General features: G+C 55.6%; 19 protein-coding genes and 2 pseudogenes. 7 read left to right on the top strand and 14 right to left on the bottom strand.

Annotated elements, in window-relative coordinates; all coding sequences use genetic code 11:
- The first annotated feature begins 14 nt into the window (after positions 1 to 14).
- Genes urtC through urtE form a run of 3 tightly spaced genes read left to right on the top strand, consistent with a single transcriptional unit; the run spans position 15 to position 2,721 of the window.
- The gene (urtC, locus tag SYNCC9605_RS13010; RefSeq protein WP_011365538.1) at positions 15 to 1,163 is read left to right on the top strand and encodes an urea ABC transporter permease subunit UrtC; all 1,149 of its coding nucleotides are present in this window, start codon (positions 15 to 17) and stop codon (positions 1,161 to 1,163) included.
- A gap of 31 nt (positions 1,164 to 1,194) precedes the next feature.
- Positions 1,195 to 1,944, top strand: a complete 750-nt coding sequence (gene urtD, locus SYNCC9605_RS13005) for an urea ABC transporter ATP-binding protein UrtD (RefSeq protein ID WP_011365537.1) — start codon at positions 1,195 to 1,197, stop codon at positions 1,942 to 1,944.
- A 51-nt stretch (positions 1,945 to 1,995) separates the two neighbouring features.
- Positions 1,996 to 2,721, top strand: coding sequence for an urea ABC transporter ATP-binding subunit UrtE (gene urtE / locus SYNCC9605_RS13000; protein ID WP_041435320.1), 726 nt, complete (start codon positions 1,996 to 1,998; stop codon positions 2,719 to 2,721).
- Between the two features lie 65 nt (positions 2,722 to 2,786).
- On the opposite strand, the gene SYNCC9605_RS14195 is transcribed toward urtE, so the two are convergent.
- From SYNCC9605_RS14195 to SYNCC9605_RS12980, 4 genes and pseudogenes are all read right to left on the bottom strand, one after another.
- Positions 2,787 to 3,062, bottom strand: coding sequence for an FmdB family zinc ribbon protein (locus tag SYNCC9605_RS14195; RefSeq protein WP_011365535.1), 276 nt, complete (start codon positions 3,060 to 3,062; stop codon positions 2,787 to 2,789).
- Between the two features lie 75 nt (positions 3,063 to 3,137).
- A pseudogene (gene fmdA, locus SYNCC9605_RS12990) lies at positions 3,138 to 4,343 on the bottom strand (formamidase).
- 178 nt (positions 4,344 to 4,521) lie between these two features.
- The gene (locus tag SYNCC9605_RS12985) at positions 4,522 to 5,571 is read right to left on the bottom strand and encodes a formamidase (protein ID WP_011365533.1); all 1,050 of its coding nucleotides are present in this window, start codon (positions 5,569 to 5,571) and stop codon (positions 4,522 to 4,524) included.
- Positions 5,572 to 5,689: 118 nt separating this feature from the next.
- On the bottom strand, positions 5,690 to 6,169 hold the full coding sequence (locus SYNCC9605_RS12980) for a hypothetical protein (RefSeq protein WP_011365532.1): 480 nt from the start codon (positions 6,167 to 6,169) through the stop codon (positions 5,690 to 5,692).
- A 222-nt stretch (positions 6,170 to 6,391) separates the two neighbouring features.
- Between SYNCC9605_RS12980 and SYNCC9605_RS12975 the strand changes: the two genes are divergently transcribed.
- Entirely contained in the window at positions 6,392 to 6,808 is a 417-nt protein-coding gene (locus SYNCC9605_RS12975) for a hypothetical protein (protein WP_011365531.1), read from the top strand.
- A 28-nt stretch (positions 6,809 to 6,836) separates the two neighbouring features.
- On the opposite strand, the gene SYNCC9605_RS12970 is transcribed toward SYNCC9605_RS12975, so the two are convergent.
- The gene (locus SYNCC9605_RS12970) at positions 6,837 to 7,091 is read right to left on the bottom strand and encodes a DUF1830 domain-containing protein (RefSeq protein ID WP_011365530.1); all 255 of its coding nucleotides are present in this window, start codon (positions 7,089 to 7,091) and stop codon (positions 6,837 to 6,839) included.
- Positions 7,092 to 7,407: 316 nt separating this feature from the next.
- Between SYNCC9605_RS12970 and SYNCC9605_RS12965 the strand changes: the two genes are divergently transcribed.
- Positions 7,408 to 7,539 (top strand): hypothetical protein, encoded by a 132-nt coding sequence (locus SYNCC9605_RS12965; RefSeq protein WP_257929579.1) that lies wholly within the window; start codon positions 7,408 to 7,410, stop codon positions 7,537 to 7,539.
- 9 nt (positions 7,540 to 7,548) lie between these two features.
- On the opposite strand, the gene SYNCC9605_RS12960 is transcribed toward SYNCC9605_RS12965, so the two are convergent.
- Positions 7,549 to 8,799 carry a glycosyl transferase gene (locus SYNCC9605_RS12960; protein ID WP_041435886.1) on the bottom strand — a complete coding sequence of 417 codons (1,251 nt, stop codon included), beginning with the start codon at positions 8,797 to 8,799 and terminating at the stop codon, positions 7,549 to 7,551.
- 69 nt (positions 8,800 to 8,868) lie between these two features.
- On the opposite strand from SYNCC9605_RS12960, the gene SYNCC9605_RS12955 reads away from it, so the two are divergent.
- Positions 8,869 to 10,596: an alpha-amylase family glycosyl hydrolase gene (locus tag SYNCC9605_RS12955; protein WP_011365528.1), complete on the top strand. Its 1,728-nt coding sequence runs from the start codon at positions 8,869 to 8,871 to the stop codon at positions 10,594 to 10,596.
- Positions 10,593 to 11,384, top strand: a complete 792-nt coding sequence (locus SYNCC9605_RS12950; protein ID WP_011365527.1) for an HAD-IIB family hydrolase — start codon at positions 10,593 to 10,595, stop codon at positions 11,382 to 11,384. Before SYNCC9605_RS12955 ends, SYNCC9605_RS12950 begins: the two co-directional genes overlap by 4 nt.
- Before the next feature lie 19 nt (positions 11,385 to 11,403).
- On the opposite strand, the gene SYNCC9605_RS12945 is transcribed toward SYNCC9605_RS12950, so the two are convergent.
- From SYNCC9605_RS12945 to SYNCC9605_RS14190, 8 genes and pseudogenes are all read right to left on the bottom strand, one after another.
- The gene (locus tag SYNCC9605_RS12945; protein ID WP_011365526.1) at positions 11,404 to 12,216 is read right to left on the bottom strand and encodes an aminotransferase class IV; all 813 of its coding nucleotides are present in this window, start codon (positions 12,214 to 12,216) and stop codon (positions 11,404 to 11,406) included.
- Positions 12,213 to 13,511, bottom strand: coding sequence for an anthranilate synthase component I family protein (locus SYNCC9605_RS12940; protein ID WP_011365525.1), 1,299 nt, complete (start codon positions 13,509 to 13,511; stop codon positions 12,213 to 12,215). The genes SYNCC9605_RS12945 and SYNCC9605_RS12940 overlap by 4 nt, the downstream gene beginning before the upstream one ends.
- Complete coding sequence (queC, locus tag SYNCC9605_RS12935) at positions 13,508 to 14,188, bottom strand: 7-cyano-7-deazaguanine synthase QueC (RefSeq protein WP_011365524.1); 681 nt, start codon at positions 14,186 to 14,188, stop codon at positions 13,508 to 13,510. Before queC ends, SYNCC9605_RS12940 begins: the two co-directional genes overlap by 4 nt.
- A complete protein-coding gene (locus SYNCC9605_RS12930; RefSeq protein ID WP_011365523.1) occupies positions 14,185 to 15,039 on the bottom strand; it encodes an NAD(P)-dependent oxidoreductase in 855 nt (284 codons plus the stop codon). The genes queC and SYNCC9605_RS12930 overlap by 4 nt, the downstream gene beginning before the upstream one ends.
- A gap of 17 nt (positions 15,040 to 15,056) precedes the next feature.
- Positions 15,057 to 19,004: a S8 family serine peptidase gene (locus tag SYNCC9605_RS13500; protein WP_011365522.1), complete on the bottom strand. Its 3,948-nt coding sequence runs from the start codon at positions 19,002 to 19,004 to the stop codon at positions 15,057 to 15,059.
- Between the two features lie 250 nt (positions 19,005 to 19,254).
- Positions 19,255 to 19,872: a 7-carboxy-7-deazaguanine synthase QueE gene (locus tag SYNCC9605_RS12920; RefSeq protein WP_011365521.1), complete on the bottom strand. Its 618-nt coding sequence runs from the start codon at positions 19,870 to 19,872 to the stop codon at positions 19,255 to 19,257.
- Between the two features lie 9 nt (positions 19,873 to 19,881).
- Positions 19,882 to 21,531 carry a CTP synthase gene (locus SYNCC9605_RS12915; RefSeq protein WP_011365520.1) on the bottom strand — a complete coding sequence of 550 codons (1,650 nt, stop codon included), beginning with the start codon at positions 21,529 to 21,531 and terminating at the stop codon, positions 19,882 to 19,884.
- Between the two features lie 69 nt (positions 21,532 to 21,600).
- Positions 21,601 to 21,729 (bottom strand): annotated as a pseudogene (locus SYNCC9605_RS14190) (DNA starvation/stationary phase protection protein); the annotation flags it as partial.
- Between the last annotated feature and the right edge of the window lie 16 nt (positions 21,730 to 21,745).

The raw sequence follows: 21,745 nt of genomic DNA, 5'->3' as shown, positions 1-21,745 counted from the left end.
GCATTTTCTTTTCAATGAAACTTTTTAAGCGCCTAATCCCCTGGATCCTCCTGGCTTTTGCCTTTTTCATATTGCCAGCTATGGCAGATAAAGACCTATTTGGTTTTTCACAGTTTCGATTAAATTTGTTTGGTCGCTACTTTTCCCTCGCTTTTGTTGCCCTTGGTATTGACCTCATTTGGGGCTATACAGGTTTGCTCAGTCTGGGTCAAGGGATTTTCTTCTCCCTCGGTGGTTACGCCATCGCGATGCACCTGTTGCTGGTCACCAAAAATGACTTTACAACTGGGGCCAACGGATTGCCGAAATTCTTTGAAAACTATGGTGTCGATCAGTTGCCATTCTTTTGGGAACCTTTCTGGTCATTCCCTGTTTCGATAGCTGCAATTTTTATTGTCCCGTCGATTGTGGCAGGACTCGTTGGCTACCTCATTTTTAGAAACAGAATCAAGGGTGTGTACTTCTCAATCATCACCCAGGCTTCGTTGATGGTTTTTTACCACTTCTTTAATGGACAGCAGAAACTTGTCAATGGAACCAATGGTCTTAAAACCAGCACCACTGAAATTTTTGGTCTGCAAGCTGGTTCAGACGATGCTCAATTACTGTTTTACCGCATCACGCTAATACTTCTCCCCTTCGCATTTTTGCTTTGCAAATACCTTACTTCTGGTCGCTTTGGTGATGCGCTTATTGGAATTCGTGATGATGAACCACGTCTTCGCTTTTCAGGATTTAATCCAACTCCATTTAAGGTGATTGTTTTTGTTGTGGCAGGCGGTCTTGCAGGTGTTTCAGGCGCTCTTTACACGGTTCAATCCGGTATTGTTTCTCCGCAATTCATGTCTATTTCAATGTCCATTGAAATGGTTATTTGGGTTGCTGTTGGAGGTAGAGGTACACTCGTAGGCCCAATTCTTGGCGCTGTAATTGTCAATTACCTCAGGAGTTTAGTCAGTGAAGCACTTCCAGAAGCGTGGCTATTTGTTCAGGGGGCACTCTTTGTGTTCGTTGTTGTTTTAATGCCTGATGGCATCTACGGCTGGTTCACCAAAGGTGGATTCCGAGCCATGCTTGCCGCCTTCGGTCTAGCCAAGAAGACTGCTACTTATCCCAAGCTAGACCTTGATGAGTCAGTTCAAAGTGAGTCTGCATCAGTCTAAATCTCTCTAATCTTCCTCTGAAGGTCTTCTTATGTCACAAACCATTCTTGATCTAGACGACGTCAGCGTCAGTTTTGATGGCTTCTATGCCCTCACAGATCTTTCCTTTTCGCTACGCCCCGGCGAGCTTCGCTCGATTATCGGCCCAAATGGAGCCGGTAAAACAACTTTCCTGGATGTGATTACTGGCAAAGTCCGTCCAACAAAAGGGGATGTGACACTCCGAGGCAAAAGCATCGTCGGCCTCTCTGAGCAAAAGATTTCTCGCCTTGGCGTCGGACGTAAGTTCCAGACTCCTCGTGTTTGGGAGAATTTGACTGTTCAGCGTAATCTTGAGCTTACGGCATCGCCTAACAAGAATCCCTTCGCGCTCCTCACTGAAACTTTGAGTGATGTAGTCAAAGACGAAGTCTTTAAGATCATGGAGTATGTCGGTCTTGCTCCTTATGCCAAGTGGCAGGCGGGTTCGTTGTCCCACGGTCAGAAGCAGTGGCTTGCTATTTCCATGTTAGTTGCCCAGTCTCCCGATATTATTCTTTTGGATGAACCCGTCGCTGGTCTGACGGATGAAGAAACGTCCAAAACTGCAGATCTAATCAAATCCCTTGCAGGCGAGCACACTGTTGTTGTGATTGAACACGACATGGAGTTTATCCGTGATCTTGGTGCTCCTGTTACTGTGCTTCATCAAGGACAGAAACTGACGGAAGGGATGCTGGAGGAGGTAAAGGCAGATCCCCGTGTTATTGAAGTGTATCTTGGTGAATCTGATGATGACTAAATATTATTTTCATTGAATTTTATGCCGACTGAAATTCCTGAATCATCCACCATGCACCCAACTTCTACTGACTTAATTCTTAAGGCTTCAGGTGTCAATGTTTACTATGGCGAAGGTCACATTCTCAGGGATGTCGATCTGCAAATTCCCCAGGGAGAAATGGTCTGCCTGATCGGTCGAAATGGTGTGGGTAAAACCACGTTCCTGAAAACATTGATTGGTCTGCTTCAACAGAAAAGCGGGTCTATTGAATACGAGTCAACCCAGCTACTTAAACAACCTCCATATCGCCGAGCACGTAATGGCATTGGCTATGTTTCCCAAGGTAGGGATATTATTCCGCGTCTGACAGTTCGTGAGAATTTGATGCTTGGTATGGAAGCATTACCTGGTGGAATGGGCAAAAATCGCCATATAGATCCTTTCATCTACGAACTCTTCCCTATTCTTGAAGAGTTTCTGAATCGTCGTGGTGGTGATCTTAGTGGTGGTCAACAGCAGCAGCTCGCCATTGCTCGTGCGTTGCTTGGCAAGCCCAAGCTGCTTTTGCTTGATGAGCCTACAGAGGGGATTCAGCCATCAATCATCCTGGATATTGAGAGGGCTGTTCAACGCATCATCAAGGAGACAGGGATCAGCGTTTTGTTGGTGGAACAGCACCTCCATTTTGTGCGTCAATCTAACTTCTACTACGCCATGCAGCGTGGTGGAATTGTCTCAAGTGGCCCTACGTCCTCTTTGTCCGAGTCTGTCATTCAGGAGTTTCTGACTGTTTGATTTTTGACCAAAAAACCTCCGCAACATTGGTTGCGGGAAGCTATGTATGATTTGATTTCAATTGTTCAGCAACCGCGATTTAGCATCCAAGGTCGTGCGGTGCTTTCTTGAAGCCGTGGTTTGGTGGAAGCTTCTCGTACTTTTTTGGTGACGAGTTGAGGTTCTTTCCGCTCAGTCTTCAATCGCAAGCCACCTGTGATCATCATTGGTGGATTGAACAGCCGCCGTCCCTGACTTCCGCACTCTGGACATTCCGTGCTGGTGTCACGATCTGAGATCGATCTCCACACTTCATAGGTCGGGCATTCGTTGGTGGAACAGGAGAATTCGTAAACGGGCATTGTCTCAAGTGAATCAAAAAGAAGGAGTCAATCGTTGGATTAACTCCTTTGCTGTTGAGCTGGGAGGGTTGTCCCTCAGCAAGGAAGAATGTCCTTGTCAAAGATGGACGTCGGCAACGCCAATGTGCAACAAGCATTGGGGATTTCGACAATGCCGCTGATCCTTCCTTCCACAGGTGCACAACTCAAGAGGAGATAGGCCTGTTCGCCGGTGTAGCCGAATTTCTTGAGGTACTCAATCGCATTCAAGCAGGCTCAACGGTATGCAATGTGCACATCCATGTAGTACTGCTTGCCTTGGAATTCATCCACAGAAATTCCCTCGAAGACGAGGTAGTCGCTGTAGTGGGGTTCCACAGGGCTGGTCTTGAACAAGGGATTGACCATCCCGTACTTGGCCATGCCTCCTTTGATCAAATCGACATGCAGATCGAGATAGCCCGACATCTCGATGGCACCACAGAAGGAGATTTCTCCATCACCCTGGGAGAAGTGGATGTCTCCCATGGAGAGTTTTGCCCCTTCCACATACACAGGAAAGTAGATCCGTGTGCCTTTGGTGAGGTTCTTGATGTCGCAGTTGCCGCCATGTTCCCGGGACGGAACGGTGCGGGCGGCCTCATTGGCGATGCGGTCGAATCACCCGCTGCAACATTGCCAAGAATGGCACTATTGGGGGTTGGGTAGAGCAGCCAGCACTGGATCACTGCCGGAAAGGCCAGCGGCGTAGGTCCGGCGATCCGGTGCGGTGTTGACCAGTTCTGTTTCCCTGCGGTTCCACTCGTTGAGCAGTTCTATGGAGTGGGCGCAGCCGATCAAACCTGGGTGCGTGATTCCCGCAAACCGCACACCGGGGATGTGGCGTGATTCGGTGTACACACCTTCCAGATCCCAGATGGCTTTAGCTGCCTTGGGGAAATGATCGGTGAGGAAACCACCGCCATTCTCTTTGGCGAAAATTCCAGTGAAACCCCATTCATCACCCTTGAGTGCTCCCACCTCGAGTATGTCCACGACGAGGATGTCGCCTGGCTGGGCACCGTTCACCCAGATAGGACCGCTCAGAACGTGAACCACCTCCAGATTGACGTCAGCAATATCTTGCGGATCGTCGTTGTCCTTGATCTGTCCATCGGTCCAGTCCTTGCACTCGATCCGGAAGACGTCGTCTGGATTGACTGAGGCAACAGCAGGAATGTCAGGGTCCCACCTGTTGTGACCAGGCATCTCCTGCTGGTCCATGGGCTTGGTGAGATCCACCTTGAACAGGGTCTCAGCCATAAATTGCATCAACTAACAACATTCAAATCAGGACAAAAATGCAGAGATGTTGAAGTTGATACTTATTTGATTTAAGACTTTTTGGGAATAAACATATTCGTATGAGCCGCGACTAAAACTTCTTTGTCGTTTTGATAAACGCCGAGGTTAGCTCAATGCCAACCTCGGGCAAACTTCATTAAACCGTCACTGCTTCAACAGGCTTTTCGCTTGTTGTTCCGTTTTTCGGCATTGGTCCCAGCTTCACGCCTTCGGGGTAGTACTTCCACCCGTCGCGGACCCGAATGCTGCTGTCCCAAGGGAGTTTGTATTCGCCTTTGGCTAGGTCTTCTACCCAGGTGAGGTAGTTCTCTTTTTCGCCACCTGGCTTGCCCACGTAGGCACGACATCCTAGATTAAAGATGTTGTTTTCAAGTGCCCAATTTTCTCTCGCCTTGTCAACAAGCCGTGGGAATAGTTCAGCTGTAACTATTTCCCATGGGTTCCGATGACCTTGCTGAATGACGTTGCCGTCGTAGTTGCAGACTGTTCCTTCGCCGAAGTAGTAGAAGACACCATCGTAACCAGCCAGGTTGACCGAGATGGTGTACATCAGGTTCTGCCAGGCATTGGTTCGGTTGGTCCAAATCCACTGGTCGTTGACCTGTGTCGAATAACCTGAAATGCGGATGTAGACATTCGCCCCCTTGTAAGCAGCTTCTCTTGCTAGTTCTGGGAACATGCCGTCATGGCAGATGCAGACTGCGAGCTTGGAGCCTTTGGGCCCATCACAGACAGGCATGCCGTAGTTGCCTGGTGACCAAGGCTCGATGGGTACCCAGGGCTGCAGTTTCCGGTAGTGCAGTGCTATTTCGCCATCTGAATTAATGATGATTGCTGTATTAAAGGGAGGTTTGCTTGGGTCGTCATTGACCTCCATTAATGAAAACACTCCCCAAACGTCGTTCTCTTTGCAGGCTTGCTTGAAACGGCCAATTTCTGGTGAATCGATGGTCAGGAGCATCTCATCGTATGTCCAGATTGATGTGTTGAGCCCCTGAGTCGAGTACTCCGGCATCACGATCAGGTCGGCTTCTGGATAGCCGGCTTTGGTTGTTGCAACTGCTTTGCAGATTTGATCAACCTGGGTCTGAATATCCTCCGGCCCTTTAATCACTGGGACCGGATACTGAATCATCGCTACGAGCAGAGATTCTTCCCAAGAGCTGACGCTGCCGGTGCTGGCCATAAAACGAAAATGGGAACCACACTCATTGTGCGTTCGCTGTTTTCCAGTTGTTGTATCTCTTGCTGCAGGTTTCAGGCTTCATGCCCTAGAAAGGGTCGTGATTAATACCTATAAATGCTCACTTGTCGCTGAAATCTCCTTTTCGGCAGGCGTTCTGGGCAAGGCGTTGCGCCCAAGGGGGTGCCTCTTCGCCGCCTTTGTTTTGATTGGTGCCGTCGAAGTAGATCAGCAGTTGCCAGTCGGTGTTACCGCCTTCTGCGCCAGGGGCTTCGCCTGTTTCCAGCCACCGGCCGTAGATGTTGTCGTAGTCGGGCCAATTCGGCAGGTCAGGCATGCTGCATACAGCGTTGACTTCGGCGCTTCTCTCCTCCACTCCTGGAGTGCTGACCAAAACCCCTCCGTCAAAGAGTCCGTTGGGTGTTCCCGGACGAAACGCTTGGGTCAGTGTGATCGTCGTTTCGCCATCGATCACTAGGGCGTCGCCGGGCTCTGCTTCGTGCAGTCGTGTCTCTGTGGGAGCGCCGTTGCAGGCTTGGCAGAGCAAGACCACGGCTGTGGCCAGCAGGATCCGAGGCGTTGTGGCGACTTCTTTTGGCATGACTTAGCGATGCCCGATAAAACGAAATTCCCTTCTGTCTACATCGCGGCCTAACCATTAAAAAAAGTTTTTTTTTGGCCGATGTGTAGCCATGTGAACGCCATGCCAAGAGAGCGAATCGTCAAACTGTGTCTGTAGCAACGGCTACACTGCGTTCACCCTGAACTAGGGCGCATCTACAACGAGTCAGGGAACGGGGGCTCGTCATTTGCCGTCGTCGCCATGTCAGTTCTCACTTTCCGCGGAGTCTGTTACGAACGGGGTTCTCTGCTCACCAACTCTGAAGCTCCTTTCCAGCAGCTGGTGTATCGCACTCCGGTACAAGAGACGCGGGTCATCCGCTCTGCTCCCACGGCGGCCCTGCTCAAGCTGGAGGGTCCAAAAGCGGATACGCGCCTTGTCTACCGCGGTGTCCCTGTTCGTTCTCTTCAGGCCAAGCGGCTCGACCGTGCTCCGATTCAGCGGGGCGGCGTCCTGCGCTCCCGCATGACAGCCGAATTGCTGGGCATCAACCCTGTGAAAGCCGCCGGTGCTCCGGTGCGGCCCCATGGGGTTGTGCGGTCCCGTGCCACCGCTGATCTTCTGAAGTTGGATTGCACAAGGGGGAAGTCGTCCCGCATGTATCGGGGCGTTGCCTAACGAGTGATGGATTGCTTCGCGCAATCGATCAGCTGGCCCAGAGGGATTTTGTTGCAAGCTCATCGTTCATGGCGTAATCGCTCACGTCAGCACGCACATGCAGCATCTGCCCTGTCATCGACATTTTCCAGATTTCAAGGCGCGCATCCTCGGGCGCTTCGAACCAAAAAACTTCTGTGGGCATCACCACCTTCTCTCGGTAGAAGTGGTCTGCACCAATACATTTCACGATCACCATCCGACTGGTGTCGTTTTTGTAAACACACTCAATCATCTTGACCATCTGGAATCATGTCAATATCGTTGTCTGAAGGCAAGAGGGGTGTTTGATTGGTCACCGAATCAGCACGCCTTTAGATTTGGCACAGATGAGTTGATACAGAATCGGTCGCTTTTGTATCGATCATCACGATCTGGGTCAGGCCTTGGTGGGGCGGGCGCCGCTCCGGGTTTTGGTCATTACAAATGGCTGCACTTTCGTTTCAACTGAAACAAATCTCTTTTGCGGCTGTTTGCATGATTGATTTGTTGAAATTGGAGATTGCCGGATGGAGAAATTAGTCAATTTGAGTGTCTCTCAACACTTTGGTGTTGAGCGGATGAATCGAGCGATCGAATCAACAATCGATCCACAGCAGCTGCAGGTGTTGGCCAAGCAATTGCTTCAGGACTGGCATTCTCAGCGCGCTGCAACGGTTTGGATCACGCGGCAGCGGGAGCAGCTGGGCTGAGAGCTGACTTCAAGCAGCGAGTTCAGAGGTGATGAGTTGCGGGTTGTGATTCGGCCGTTTCGGGGATGTGCGATCTGCCTGTCCTGCTGCGGCCAGGTCAGCTTGAAGGGCTGAATTGCAGCTCCGCAGTCGCGACCAGCTGGGAAGTTGATGGGCAATCGGTGCCTGCATCAGCTTGGCCAGGCCGGGGCGCAGCAGGCCGGCGAAATTTTGAACCGCCAGTTCTTCGCCATGGCGGTCATAAGGCAATCGATTGATCGCTGAATCAAGGCCGAACTGCCGTACGCGATCCTCACCAACCCGCCGGTACAGCACTTCCAGGGTTGGCAGTTGATCCATCGACATCACACAGCCTTCGTGTTCCATCAGGCCGCGCAAGACCGTGCCGAAAATCTCGCCTGCCATGCGCTGCAGGCCTTCGCTGGGTTGCTGACCCAGCTCCTTGTGTTTGTGGTCGAACAGCCCCAGATCCACTTGAGCGATTCGGCTGGAGGCCACATGCCGATACACCTCAGACAGCAGTCCCACCTCCAGTCCCCAGTCCGATGGAATGCGCAGATTCATGGCCAGATCGGCGGTGAAGGCGAATTCACCAGCCAGGGGATACCGGAATGACTGCAGGTACTCCAGGTACGGCAGAGGCCCGAAAACCTGCTCCAGGCTGGCCAGCAGTGGGCCAACAAACAGTCGGGTGGCTCGGCCCTGAAGCGCTTGGGTTTCGAGAGATAGACGGCTGTAGAACGCCTTGACGTAGGCAATGCCGTGGGATCGATCCAGAAGGGGACGGAGCATGCGCTCTGGATACGCCGATCCAAAGGTTCTGATGTCGGCATCGAACAGGCCAACCACCTCAGCATTCTGGCAAGCCACCCCGAGCCCCTGCCAAACGGCCCAGCCTTTGCCCGGTGGTCCGGTCACGTCGAGCCCCAGTTCGCCGACGGACTCGAGTAACTCACGGACGGCGGGTCCGTTGGTCCAGTGCACTCGAACAGGGAAGGGCATCCCTTCAAAGAATTTTTCTGCCGCTTTGACGTCTTCGGCGCTTTTGGCTGCCAGCGCCACCACCAGCTCGTTGAGTCCCTTCAGACCTGAGAGTGTGTCGCGAATCAGGCCGAGGGCCGGGCGGCTGAATTCCTCCATCAGGCAGGGGATCAGCAGGGTGGTGGGTCGCTGACTTAATTCCTGGTTGAAGGCAACCGCATCAAGATTGCCCAAGCTGTAATCGTGGACGGTGCTGATCAGGCCCTGTTGAAAATCCATGTGGTGTTCGATGCAACAACAGAGGTCAGAGTCCTGCCCCATACCTGAACGGTGTTGAGGAAGAACGTGATGCAGCCCCCGCGCGACGAGACGCTGCGGACCCTGCTTGGCGATCTGTACCCCGTTGATTCTTCCGGGGATGGCCAGGAGTTGTCGTCGCAATTGCTGCAGATCTTGAGCGAATCGTCAGGAGATGGCGATAAGGCAGAACCCACGGAGCGCTGGGATGGCCGCGATGTGGTCTTGATCACCTACGCCGACACCATTGGCGATGAGGGTGGGCCTGGTCTTCAAGCGCTGAAGTCGTTTGTGAATCGCCATCTGCAGCCCTTCGCAGCGGTGATTCATGTGCTGCCGTTCTTGGAATCCACCAGTGACGGCGGTTTTGCGGTGGCCAGCCACACGAAACTCGAGCAGCGTTTCGGCGATTGGAGCGACCTTGCTGCCCTCTCCCAGGGCCGACGGCTGATGGCCGATCTCGTTCTTAATCACGTGTCGGCCTCTCACCCCTGGGTGCAGCAGTTCATGCGCGATGAGCAGCCCGGCCGCTCCTGTGTCCTGGAAGCAGCCCCCGATCCCTGCTGGGCGGATGTGGTTCGTCCGCGCAGCTCAAATCTGTTCACGCAATTGAGGGGGGCCAAGGGGTCGCGACAAGTCTGGACCACCTTTGGTCCAGATCAGGTGGATCTCAACTGGCGCAGTGTGGAGGTGCTGCTGGGCTTTGCCCGTCTCATGCAGCGGATGGCCCGGCATGGGGTGCGTTGGATCCGTCTGGATGCCGTGGGTTTTGTCTGGAAGGAACCCCACACTTCATGCATTCATCTGCCGCAGGCCCATCAACTGGTTCGGGTGCTGCGTCTGCTGCTCGATCAGGTGGGTCCCGATGGCGTTGTGGTTACGGAAACCAACGTGCCGGAGCAGGAAAATCTCTCCTATCTGAGGAGTGGTGATGAAGCGCATCTCGCTTACAACTTTCCCCTGCCGCCCTTGCTGCTGGAGGCCAGTGTCAGTGGTCGGGCTGACTTACTCAATGCCTGGCTGAGTCGTTGGCCAGACTTGCCGCCGCAGACAGGGCTGCTCAATTTCACCGCCTGTCATGACGGGGTCGGTTTAAGACCCCTGGAGGGTCTGATGCCCCAGAAGCGCTTGCTGCAGCTGTTGATCGGCTGCGAGCAACGGGGTGGACTGGTCAGCCACAGGATGCTCAGTTCCGGTGAGGAGGTCCCTTACGAGATCAACATCAGCTGGTGGAGTGCCATGGCGGATGGGGGGATTGATCCCACGCATCTCCAAAGGGAGCGCTTTCTGCTCACCCAGCTGTTGATCCTGGCCTTGCCAGGTGTCCCTGCCTTCTATCTGCCGGCGTTGCTGGCGGCTCCCAATGATTTGACTCGCTTTCGCCGCACGGGCCATCGCCGGGATCTGAATCGGCCCCAATTCACGGCCCAGGCGCTGGAGCGTCGCCTGGCGGATCCCGATTCAGATGTCTTCGCGCTGCTGCCGGTGTTGCGGCGGGCTCTGGCTGAACGGGCTGTTCACCCGGCCTTGCACCCGGATGCCCCGATGACGGTGCTGAGCACGGACCGTAGTGATTGCGTCATTCTGCGGCGCTCCCGTGGGGGGGAAACGCTGGTGGCTGTTCACAACGTCACGTCAGCGCGCCTCAGCTTTCGCCTCAGGGGCCTGGGTGGTGATCTGAACCAGCCCTGGGCCGATTGCCTGAGCGGTCATGTGTTCGAACCACATCAGTCGCATTCGCTAGAGCCTTATGCGGTGCATTGGTTGGTTCAGCCATGACCGCGAGTGGCGAGCAGGCGTGGTGGGTGGTGACCGATCTCGACGGCACGTTGCTGGATCACAGCTACGACTGGTCGCCGGCCAAGGATCTGATCCGTCAGCTGCAACAGCACCGGATTCCAGTGATTCCCTGCACCAGCAAAACGGCCGAGGAAGTGCGCGGCTTTCGCGCCGAGGCGGGGCTTCATGACCCATACATCGTTGAAAACGGTGGCGCCGTGCACGGGGAAACCCCGGCAGGGGAGCCTTGGGAGCTGCCGTTGGGCCCGGATTGGACGGCGCTGAAACCTCAGTTGCAGCGTCTTGAGGCCGAGTTGGGTGAGCCCCTGCGTCCATTGGATGAACTCAGTGAAGAGGATGGGCAGCGGTTGTTGGGGCTTGGCGGTGAAGCTTTACGCCAGGCCCAGCGGCGCTGTTGCAGCGTGCCTTTTGTGCCGCCCTCGGCGGAGGGGCGTCACCGGCTTGAGGCCCTGGTGCAGCGGATGGGCCTGACGGTGGTGCAGGGCAACCGCATGGGTCACCTGCTGGGCCCAGACATCAGCAAAGGCAAGGCTTTGGCCACCCTGAAGCGACATCTGGGTGCTGAGCAGGTGCAGGTCTTGGCTTTGGGGGATTCACCCAACGATCTGCCGTTGCTCGAGGTGGCCGACATTGCTGTTGTTGTGCCCGGGCCCGATGGCCCCCATCCCGAGTTGAATTCCGGGATCGCTGCCGGACGTTTCCAGCTGGCGGCAGCCCCCCATGCCCATGGCTGGGACGAGGCTGTGCGCCGGATTCTTCGGATCTAGGCCATCGCTTGCTTTTGGCTCAATGGAGTAGTGATTGCCATAGATCCACTGCAGTCGACGTTGCCGCCATCGGTTTGCCGTTGTGGGATGCGATCGGTCGACAGCTGAGGCTGTTGATCAGAACAGCCTGATCGTCGGCATCGAACGCGGCCGCCAGCTCGGTTTCCACCGCGATGCCTCGGGCGAGTGCACGGCCCCGCATCACCCCCGGGAGACAGCCGCTGCTGAGGGGCGGTGTCAGCCACTGTCCGCGTCGCCGGACCAGCAGATTGGCCGCCGTTCCGCAGCACAGAGCTCCAGCCGTGTTCAAGAGCAGAGCGTCTTCGGCCCCTTGGTCCTGGGCTTCCCTGCGTGCCTGGATCGATTGCCCGTAGGCGAAGGTTTTGCATCGGCTCAAGCGGCTGGAAGCATTGCGGCGTTCATGGCGACTGGTGATGGTGCTGACGGCTGAAAACGTTGGTGCACAGGCCTGGAGCGTGAGCCAAAAGCGGTGGTGCCCTGGAGCCGGCAGTGCGATTCCGCGTTGGGGTGTGCTGCCCCGGCTCCAGTTGAGGCGCAGGGCTCCATCGGCTTCGCTCAGTTGGCTTCGCTGAATCGCTTCTGTAATCAGAGGCTCCAGCGCGTTTCGCTGCGGTGGTGGGTCCATGCCCAGCAGGGCCGCACTCTCGCTCCATCGCTGCAGATGTTCCTGCAGGAGTTGCGCCCCACCGTTGCGGATCAGCACGGTTTCAAAGAGGCCATCGGCCAGGAGCAGGGCGCGGTCGTCGAGGGGAAGCTGCAGGCTTGCAGCTGTTCCCCACTGGCCCTCGATCCAGGCGACTGATGTGGTCATGCCAGCGCCTCCAGCAATGGCTGCAGTTTCCACATCAACTCCTCTGCTTCGCCAAGGGGATCCGAGTCGGCGACAATTCCGCAGCCGGCATGGGCCCGCAGGGTGTCGCCTTGGCGCAGTAAAGATCGGATCAAGATGTTGCTGTCGAAGCTGCCGTCCCAGTCGATCCGCAGCAGTGATCCGCAGTAAGGCCCTCGGCTGGTGGGCTCGAGCTCATGCAAACGTTGGCAGGCCCGCAGTTTCGGCGCCCCGCTGATCGACCCCCCAGGCCAACTGGCTTCCAGGAGATCGACCCAGCTCAACCCGGCCTGCAGCTGTCCCTCCACGACCGAGGTGAGGTGATGCACGGAGGCGTAACTTTCGAGCCCCACCAGTTGGGGAACCTGGATCGAACCCGGCTGGCAGGCACGACCGAGGTCATTCCGCAGCAGGTCGACGATCATCACGTTCTCGGCCCGGTCCTTATCGCTGCACACGAGTTCCGTGGCGAGATTCGCATCCTGTTCGGGGTCGCCATGGCGAGGCCTGGTGCCTTTGATCGGCCGGGTTTGTACAGCTCCCTCGGCACTCACCTGCAGAAACCGCTCCGGGGACGATGACAACAACGCCTCGTTTTGGTCGCTGATGATCAGCCCTGCAAAGGGAGCAGGGCAGGCTTCCCTAAGGGTGACAAACAGCTCGAGGGCATTGCCTCCCTGGGGCCAAGCTGTGCTGCAACAAGCCGTGAGATTGGCTTGGAAGAGATCGCCTGCCGCGATCAGATCACGGATGCGCTGCACACCTGCGGCGTAGTGATCTGCTGAGGTGTGGTGATGCCAGGCCGTCAGGGGGATGGATGGGGGCTTGCCTTTGGGCTGCTCAGTGACGGAGGCCAGCTGTTGGGTGAGGCGGTCCAGAGCAGCCGTGCTGCTGGCTTCGATCCACAGCCTGCGCTTTTGCAGATCAAAGCGAAGCACCGGATCGTGGCGGGCGATCCACAGCGTGGCCATGCCGTCGCTGGCCCAGGGGTTTCCCGGTTCCACCCAGGCGGCGGCTTCATAGCTCAGCCAGCCGCACCAATGCCCTGGGGCCAGTCCCCGCAGTGCCTCGAAGGGATTGCTGGCTCCTGGCTCGTCGGGGAGACCGCGGCAGCAGATGATCTCCTGGGGTGCCACTGCCAGGGTGGCCCGTCGGCCCAGGCTGCTGCCGTCGCCATCCAGCCAGACCATCCCTTCCTCGCCGTAGGCATGGGCCAGTTGGTGCGCGAGGGATTGGGGCTCCTGCCAGGGCAGCTCAAGCCGGTGTGGGCGGATCATGCCGCTGTGGAACTGCAGAGGTCAGGCCGGCCTGCTTCGCGGAGCGCTGCATCACGGATGCGGCAGCTGTCGCAGACGCCGCAGGGGTGCGTGCCGCCGCTGTAGCAGCTCCAGGTTGTTTCGATCGGAACACCCAGGCGAAGGGCTTCCTCAACGATGCGCACCTTGCTCCACTGCACCAGGGGCGCCCAGAGTTGGGCACCATGGCCTTCCCGACCGGCTTTGCTGGCCAGGTCGGCCAGGGTCTGAAAGGCGTTGAGGTAGTCGGGCCGGCAGTCGGGGTAACCCGAGTAGTCGACGGCATTCACGCCCAGCACCAACCGCTCGGCTCCACGAGCCTCCGCCAGGCTGAGGCCCACGGAGATGAACACGGTGTTGCGCCCGGGCACATAGGTGGGCGGGATGCGGCCTTCCTCTACGCCATCGGTGGGTATCGAGATGCTGGCGTCGGTGAGGGCTGAGCCCCCCCAACTGGCCAGATTCACGCTGATGCAGTGATGCTCTGCCAAGCCAAGCTGCTGTGCAACGGCAGCAGCGGCGTCCAATTCGCGGAGATGGCGCTGACCGTAGTCAAAGGACAGGCCGATGACGCGGTCGCCCTGTTCAAGGGCAAGGGCTGCAGCGGTGGCGGAATCCAAACCCCCCGAGAGCAGCGCGATGGCAGTGCGTTGACTCATCTCAGAACCGTGAGTTCATGCAGAGCGCAGTAGTCCTGCTCATCCAGGTCGGTGTCCTTGGCTTGTTCAAGTAGGGACAGCAAACCGCTCAGCCCCTGGTCTTGGAGCCCAGCGGTTGTGGCTTCCTCCAGGAACAGGCGCAGGTCTTTGCGCAGCAGGGCGGTGCTGAAGTTGGGATCGGCGTAGGTGTGATCCAGCATCCGCTGCAACTTCTTGTCGAAGGTGGGGGCATAGAGCGCTGACGGCCGCAGGATGGCCATGAACGTTTCCACAGGCACGCCGGCCCGCTGAATCAGTTGCAGGGACAGGGAGAAGCTGTGGGTGAGGCTGGCGATCAACTGATTGAGAGCCAGCTTGGTGGCAGCGCCGCTACCTACCGGTCCCACGAGCAGGGGGTCCTGGCAGAGGTGGGCGAGAAGTGGCTGTTGCTCTTTGAAGACCTGCGCTTCGCCGCCGGCCATCACCAGCAGGGTGCCATTGAGGGCCTGGGGTTTGCTGCCGAGCACCGGAGCTTCCAGGCACTTTCCGTTTTGGCGTCGAATTTGTTGATCCAGGTTGCGGATTTCGCTCACGCCCATGGTTCCCATCGGGATCACGCAATGCCCACTTAGATCACCGAGTTCGTAGACAACCTTTTGGGTGACAGTGCCATCGCGGAGTGTTGTAATTAAGGCATCGGATTCGTTTGCGGCACCATCTAAATCATTAATCAACTTTGCCCCTCTGTTCAAGAGTCGTTCAACGTTTTTTGGGCTGCGATTCCAGACAGCTATTTCAAAGCCTTGTTTGAGCAATCGCAAACAGATAGATGTTCCCAGGTGTCCAGTTCCGAGTAAACAAATGCGGGGCATAACTTATAGGAGTAGGCTTAGACGATAGTGTATGTTTGGTCAAATTCGAAATAGTCAAATTGGTTGCTGGATAGAAGCTCTCTTAGTGTCTCTTTTGGGTCGGTATTGATGCTGTTATCGAAATCAAGACTGCTGAAAATATACTCATTGGTGTCCAATGTTTCGAAATTGTCTAGATCGGCGTAGTTTCCACGTTCAAGGTCAATTTTTTGTTTGATTGACTCAACGGTGTTTTCCCGATCATTAAGATTTCCGCTGAGGCTTCCGATGAGCGGGTCTCTAAGCGACTTTGAGCTGAAGTTGTCCAGTGTCTCTAGGGTAATTAAATTCTGATTATTGGCATTGAAGCTGCCGATCGATTCTTCAGCAGAATTTGCTTCTGTCAAGGAGTTGACGTTCGATTCCACATTGCTGGCGCTTTGCGTCAGCAATGTTTCAATCCTCGACGCTGACAAATTGGGGTCATGGCTTTTGAGTAGCCCGGCAATGCCCGCTACATGAGGAGCTGCCATGGAGGTGCCACTGAAATTGGCGTAACCACCACCGGGGATTGCTGAGTAGATGTTGACTCCCGGAGCAGTGACGTAATCCATGGTGTTGTGCCCGGCCCGGTTCGAGAAACTGGCCATGGCTCTGTTCTGGTCGACAGCGCCGATTGCCATGCCATAGGAAACGGCATGGGCGGCGGGATAGCCCGGAGAGCTTCCACCACTGTTGCCTGCTGCCATTACGACAACAGATCCACTTATAGAGGCATGTTCAACCGCGTCGAACATGGCTTGGCTATAACCGCCACCTCCAAGAGAGAGATTGATTACGTCGGCGTCATTGTCTGCAGCCCAGCGAATACCCGCGATGATGTCGGATAGGGAGCCGTAGCCCTGATTGTCAAGAACACGAATCGGCATGATATCTGCGTCATAGGCCACACCCGTGATGCCGAACCCATCGTTTGCTCCTGCGATGGTGCCGGCGACGTGGGTCCCGTGGCCGTGGCCATCTTCTGCTGTGGTGTCGTTATCAACGAAGTCGTAACCCGCCACCATGCGACCGCTGAATTCGCTGTGGTTGATGTCGACTCCGGTGTCAATCACCGCAATGGTGACGTCTTCACCTGTGGCTCCGGTGAAACCACTGCCTCCAGCCCAGACCTCTGGGGCATTCACATTGTCGAGTCCCCAGAGATTTCCCCCCAAGGCAGGCTGATCCGACAGCGAGATATCCAGTAGATTTTCGAAGGCCCGTTTGGCATTCGCGTGGCCATACCCGTCGGTGCTGTTGAAACCAGGTGCAGGTGGCGCTAACTGCGTAGCAGAGAGGGTGTAGGTGCCTGTGGTGTTGTCGGAATAGGCGCCCACATCAAGGAAATAGCGTCCGTCGGAGCTGGCTTGGAAGGTGATCTGTGAATTCAGACCGCTTCCGCCGTCGTCGTCAAATGTGAGGAGCTCACCAGCGGCACCGCGCAAATAGAGGTAGGGATCACGAAGGCTGTTGCCGACCAGATCAAAGCGATAAAGTTCGCCGGCTTCTAGTTCAATGGCAAACCAGTCACGATCAGCGAGCTCCTCCAACTCTCCTGTCGCAGACGTACCGATATGGACTACACCATGTGTATCGACAGAGCTAGGAAAGTCATCGCTATTGTCGATGACTTGAACGCTATTGGTGAATACCTGCTCGGAAAAGTTTTCACCGTCGACATAGGACACCGAAGCCCGAAGCTGCTTGTTGGCCAAGGCTTCGGTTAGCCTGAGTTGGTTGGTTGTGGCGACGGTGGACCAGTTGCTGCTGTCAGTGGATATCTGCCACTCGACTGATTGTGATGACCCATTGCCATCAGGATCATCTGCAGTGCGAGTGATGGAGAGTGTTTCGCCGACTTCTGGAATGCCGGTGATGGCGAAACTAGCGTCTCCGTCATCCACTGGAGCTAGTTCAACAGCAGAAATGATGTATTGCCCTTCGCCGCGGTCGGCCCATGCGCCAACATCGAGGAAGAAAGTGCCTGATGATGTGGCATTGAATAACAGCCGAGAATTCTTCCCTGCCCCGCCATCGTCGTCACTGCTGATTAGAGATCCGTTGGAACTCCTGAAATAGAGATAAGGATCATCAAGATTGATCCCGAAAACATCAAATTGATAGCTCTTCCCGGCGGTTAGGGTGATGGCGAACCAATCGTGGTCTCCTGCTATTTCGAGATCCCCCATTTCCGGATCGTTCAGTTCAACTTTCCCGTTGGTATTGATATTTTCAGCATAGTCGTCACTTATACCTATTTCCCCATCATCGTTGAAGTCAACGTTGAAGTTGATCTCAATGGTGTTGTAAGCAGAAGATCCTGGTGTCGCGGTTTGGCTATTGCGAACGAAGTTCCAGTTGCTATCCATCTCCCAGACGTAGACACGGTCAGGGGAGGCATCAACAACATAGTTGGTGCCATTGATGGTTTCAGCAGCACTGACTTTCCACCAGCCACGATCTTGGCTGACGTGTCCACCCAAATCATTGCGGTTGATTTGGATGAGATCGGAGCCGTTGTTGATCCAGGCCTTGCCATTGGAATCGACCTGAAGTTCGACGGACCCTTCTGATTCAATGGATGTAGGGACGCCGATCAGAGCATCATCGTTGAAGTCAACGTTGAAGTTGATCTCAATGGTGTTGTAAGCAGAAGATCCTGGTGTCGCGGTTTGGCTATTGCGAACGAAGTTCCAGTTGCTATCCATCTCCCAGACGTAGACACGGTCAGGGGAGGCATCAACAACATAGTTGGTGCCATTGATGGTTTCAGCAGCACTGACTTTCCACCAGCCACGATCTTGGCTGACGTGTCCACCCAAATCATTGCGGTTGATTTGGATGAGATCGGAGCCGTTGTTGATCCAGGCCTTGCCATTGGAATCGACCTGAAGTTCGACGGACCCTTCTGATTCAATGGATGTAGGGACGCCGATCAGAGCATCATCGTTGAAGTCAACGTTGAAGTTGATCTCAATGGTGTTGTAAGCAGAAGATCCTGGTGTCGCGGTTTGGCTATTGCGAACGAAGTTCCAGTTGCTATCCATCTCCCAGACGTAGACACGGTCAGGGGAGGCATCAACAACATAGTTGGTGCCATTGATGGTTTCAGCAGCACTGACTTTCCACCAGCCACGATCTTGGCTGACGTGTCCACCCAAATCATTGCGGTTGATTTGGATGAGATCGGAGCCGTTGTTGATCCAGGCCTTGCCATTGGAATCGACCTGAAGTTCGACGGACCCTTCTGATTCAATGGATGTAGGGATGCCGATCAGAGCATCATCGTTGAAGTCAACGTTGAAGTTGATCTCAATGGTGTTGTAAGCAGAAGATCCTGGTGTCGCGGTTTGGCTATTGCGAACGAAGTTCCAGTTGCTATCCATCTCCCAGACGTAGACACGGTCAGGGGAGGCATCAACAACATAGTTGGTGCCATTGATGGTTTCAGCAGCACTGACTTTCCACCAGCCACGATCTTGGCTGACGTGTCCACCCAAATCATTGCGGTTGATTTGGATGAGATCGGAGCCGTTGTTGATCCAGGCCTTGCCATTGGAATCGACCTGAAGTTCGACGGACCCTTCTGATTCAATGGATGTAGGGATGCCGATCAGAGCATCATCGTTGAAGTCAACGTTGAAGTTGATCTCAATGGTGTTGTAAGCAGAAGATCCTGGTGTCGCGGTTTGGCTATTGCGAACGAAGTTCCAGTTGCTATCCATCTCCCAGACGTAGACACCGTCAGGGGAGGCATCAACAACATAGTTGGTGCCATTGATGGTTTCAGCAGCACTGACTTTCCACCAGCCACGATCTTGGCTGACGTGTCCACCCAAATCATTGCGGTTGATTTGGATGAGATCGGAGCCGTTGTGGATCCAGGCCTTGCCATTGGAATCGACCTGAAGTTCGACGGACCCTTCTGATTCAATGGTGGACATCTTTAACCACTCATAGTTGGTGAGTTTCGGGTGGGATAATCGAACAGAGATTCTTGGTCTTTGATGTCTTTAGGCTTGAAGATTATTTTCTGAACTTGGAGGTGAAAGATTTTTTAGTAAAGCCATTTGTAAACAATAATACCCTTTGAGCTTTGTTGAGCGGTTTGCCCGTATTTGTGATCTACTTACACCCAATCTTAAATTAGATCAGACGTGGTGGTGAAATCTGCTGCGAAAGCTTGAAAAATTCTTAGCGAATGCGCAGCCATTTGTGGCTTTGCATGCTGAGGCGCCAACGGGAGTGTTGACGCACATGCTCCACCGCCAAGGCTTCTCCGATGCTGCACTCCCAGCCCGGCTGAAGCAGTCGTTCGGTGTCGTTCTCGCACTGGGACGCCATCGCTGCAGCGAAGCTGATGTCTTCCGGGCCATGCACCACAACTTTCAGCTCATGGCAGGCCTGCAAAAGCTCTTGCCGTGGGGGCCGGTGGCGTTTCGGCGAAAGGGTGATCCAGTCGAAACGCCCGCTTATTGGATCCACCCCGCTGGTTTCCAGGTGCAGGGGGAGGCCACATCGAGCATCGAGGGCCTGGGTGAGGGGCTGCAGATCGTGATGCAACGGCTCGCCACCGGTGATCACAACGAAGCCGGCCCCGACTTCACCAGCCATCTGGGCAGCGTCAGCCAAGGCATCGATGGGCTGCTCAGGGTGTCCCTTGCTGGGCCATGAGTGCTTGGTGTCGCACCAGGGACAACCCACCGTGCAGCCAGCGAGGCGAATGAAAAAGGCACTGCGTCCGGCATGGTGGCCTTCTCCCTGCAGGGAATGGAACGTTTCCACCACCGGGAGATGCTGGGAGTCAACCATCGACGCGGTTCATGGAATCGCAATATCCCCCTGTTGACGCAGGGCCTCAGCCGGCGAATCGGGAAGACGTTGTTGGGCTGCCTCGATCAATCCCCGGAACAAGGGATGGGGTTGTCCAGGGCGGGATAGGAATTCTGGGTGGTACTGGCAGGCCGTGAAGAAGGGATGCCCTTTCAGTTCGATCAACTCCACCAGGCGACCGTCCGGGGACGTGCCGCTCACCACGTATCCGGATTCCAGGAACAGATTGCGATAGGAATTGTTGAATTCGTAGCGGTGGCGGTGCCGTTCGTAGACCACCTCATCCCCGTAAAGCCTTTGGGCCAGGGTTCCCGGTGCAATCCTGCAGGGGTAGACCCCCAGACGCATTGTGCCGCCGAGATCTACCACGTCCTGCTGCTCCGGCAGGAGGTGAATCACGGGATGCGGTGTGTTTTCGTCCAATTCAGCACTGGTGGCACCGGTTAAGCCGGCCTGGTTGCGAGCCCACTCGATCACAGCGGTTTGCATCCCAAGGCAAAGCCCCAGGAAGGGCACGCGTTGTTCCCGGGCGCAGCGAATCGCTGCAATCTTTCCATCGACGCCACGGTTGCCGAAGCCACCGGGCACGACCACGGCGTCCATCCCGCGCAGGAGCGTATCGGCACCGTCGGCTTCAATCTGTTCCGCGCAGACCCAGTGCAGGTCGAGGGAGGCATCCTGGGCAATGCAGGCATGCTGCAACGCTTCGACGACCGACAGATAGGCATCGTTCAGCTGCACGTACTTGCCCACCAGGGCAATCTTCACAGACGGGCCGGGGTTGCGCAGCTTGTTGACCAGTTGCTCCCATGCCGCCATGTCGCTGTCGTGGTCGGTCAGGTTCAGCACGTCCAGAACTTCACGGCACAGACCCTCCTGTTCGAGGATCAGCGGGACGGCATAGATGCTGTCGGCATCCAAGGAGGGAATGACGGCGCGAGTGGGCACGCCGCAGAAGCCGCCAATTTTCCGCTTGAGATCGTCGCTGATGTCCCGATCACTGCGGCAGATGAGCACATCAGGCTGAATGCCGATGGAGCGCAGCTCCTTGACTGAGTGCTGGGTTGGCTTGGTTTTTAGTTCGCCGGAGGTGCCGATGAAGGGCAGGAGGGTGACGTGGATGTAGGCCAAATCGTTGCGACCCACGTCCTCCCGGAATTCACGGATGGCTTCAAGGAAGGGCAGTGATTCGATGTCACCGACGGTGCCGCCGATTTCGGTGATCACCACATCGGCATTGCTGTTGGATGCAACGCGGTGGATGCGCTCGCGGATTTCGCCGGTGATGTGGGGAATCACCTGAACGGTGCCGCCGTTGTAGTCGCCGCGGCGTTCCTTGTTAATCACCGATTGGTAGATCGAGCCGGTGGTCACGCTGTTCAGACGTGACATCGCGGTGTCGGTGAAGCGCTCGTAATGGCCCAGGTCGAGATCGGTTTCGGCGCCGTCTTCGGTGACAAAGACCTCACCATGCTGGAACGGGCTCATCGTCCCGGGATCCACATTCAGGTAGGGATCCAGCTTGAGGATCGAAACGTTGTAGCCCCGCGACTTCAGCAGCCGGCCGAGGCTTGCCGCCACGATCCCCTTGCCAATGCTGGACACCACACCACCGGTGATGAAGACGAATTTGGCCATGACCTGTCGGGCGATTCTTCAAATTAGCTGGCGTCGGTCATGGTCTCCAGGGCCCACGCACGTAATGCGTCAGGTCTCGAGCAGGCTGCGCAACATCCAGGCGGTTTTTTTATGCAGTTGAAGGGGTTGGGTCAAGAGATCTGCATTGGGTTGATCGTCGGCCGCATCAGCCAGGGCGAACATGCTGCCCGCTGCTCTTGGGAAAGACCAATAT

Origin of the sequence: Synechococcus sp. CC9605, assembly GCF_000012625.1 — a bacterium.
Classification (GTDB): Bacteria; Cyanobacteriota; Cyanobacteriia; order PCC-6307; family Cyanobiaceae; genus Parasynechococcus.
This window is presented reverse-complemented; position numbering and strand designations above follow the sequence as displayed.

What these genes read in the sequence shown, in the direction of transcription:
- SYNCC9605_RS12915 (WP_011365520.1), bottom strand. Translation starts at nt 21,531, where the DNA reads ATGGCCAAATTCGTCTTCATCACCGGTGGTGTGGTGTCCAGCATTGGC.
- SYNCC9605_RS12930 (WP_011365523.1), bottom strand. Translation starts at nt 15,039, where the DNA reads ATGCCCCGCATTTGTTTACTCGGAACTGGACACCTGGGAACATCTATC.
- SYNCC9605_RS14195 (WP_011365535.1), bottom strand. Translation starts at nt 3,062, where the DNA reads ATGCCCGTTTACGAATTCTCCTGTTCCACCAACGAATGCCCGACCTAT.
- SYNCC9605_RS12970 (WP_011365530.1), bottom strand. Translation starts at nt 7,091, where the DNA reads ATGGTCAAGATGATTGAGTGTGTTTACAAAAACGACACCAGTCGGATG.
- SYNCC9605_RS12980 (WP_011365532.1), bottom strand. Translation starts at nt 6,169, where the DNA reads ATGCCAAAAGAAGTCGCCACAACGCCTCGGATCCTGCTGGCCACAGCC.
- SYNCC9605_RS12965 (WP_257929579.1), top strand. Translation starts at nt 7,408, where the DNA reads ATGAATCGAGCGATCGAATCAACAATCGATCCACAGCAGCTGCAGGTG.
- urtD (WP_011365537.1), top strand. Translation starts at nt 1,195, where the DNA reads ATGTCACAAACCATTCTTGATCTAGACGACGTCAGCGTCAGTTTTGAT.
- queC (WP_011365524.1), bottom strand. Translation starts at nt 14,188, where the DNA reads ATGAGTCAACGCACTGCCATCGCGCTGCTCTCGGGGGGTTTGGATTCC.
- SYNCC9605_RS12960 (WP_041435886.1), bottom strand. Translation starts at nt 8,799, where the DNA reads ATGGATTTTCAACAGGGCCTGATCAGCACCGTCCACGATTACAGCTTG.
- SYNCC9605_RS12920 (WP_011365521.1), bottom strand. Translation starts at nt 19,872, where the DNA reads ATGGTTGACTCCCAGCATCTCCCGGTGGTGGAAACGTTCCATTCCCTG.
- SYNCC9605_RS12950 (WP_011365527.1), top strand. Translation starts at nt 10,593, where the DNA reads ATGACCGCGAGTGGCGAGCAGGCGTGGTGGGTGGTGACCGATCTCGAC.
- SYNCC9605_RS12985 (WP_011365533.1), bottom strand. Translation starts at nt 5,571, where the DNA reads ATGGCCAGCACCGGCAGCGTCAGCTCTTGGGAAGAATCTCTGCTCGTA.
- SYNCC9605_RS12945 (WP_011365526.1), bottom strand. Translation starts at nt 12,216, where the DNA reads ATGACCACATCAGTCGCCTGGATCGAGGGCCAGTGGGGAACAGCTGCA.
- SYNCC9605_RS13500 (WP_011365522.1), bottom strand. Translation starts at nt 19,004, where the DNA reads ATGTCCACCATTGAATCAGAAGGGTCCGTCGAACTTCAGGTCGATTCC.
- SYNCC9605_RS12940 (WP_011365525.1), bottom strand. Translation starts at nt 13,511, where the DNA reads ATGATCCGCCCACACCGGCTTGAGCTGCCCTGGCAGGAGCCCCAATCC.
- SYNCC9605_RS12975 (WP_011365531.1), top strand. Translation starts at nt 6,392, where the DNA reads ATGTCAGTTCTCACTTTCCGCGGAGTCTGTTACGAACGGGGTTCTCTG.
- SYNCC9605_RS12955 (WP_011365528.1), top strand. Translation starts at nt 8,869, where the DNA reads ATGCAGCCCCCGCGCGACGAGACGCTGCGGACCCTGCTTGGCGATCTG.
- urtC (WP_011365538.1), top strand. Translation starts at nt 15, where the DNA reads ATGAAACTTTTTAAGCGCCTAATCCCCTGGATCCTCCTGGCTTTTGCC.
- urtE (WP_041435320.1), top strand. Translation starts at nt 1,996, where the DNA reads ATGCACCCAACTTCTACTGACTTAATTCTTAAGGCTTCAGGTGTCAAT.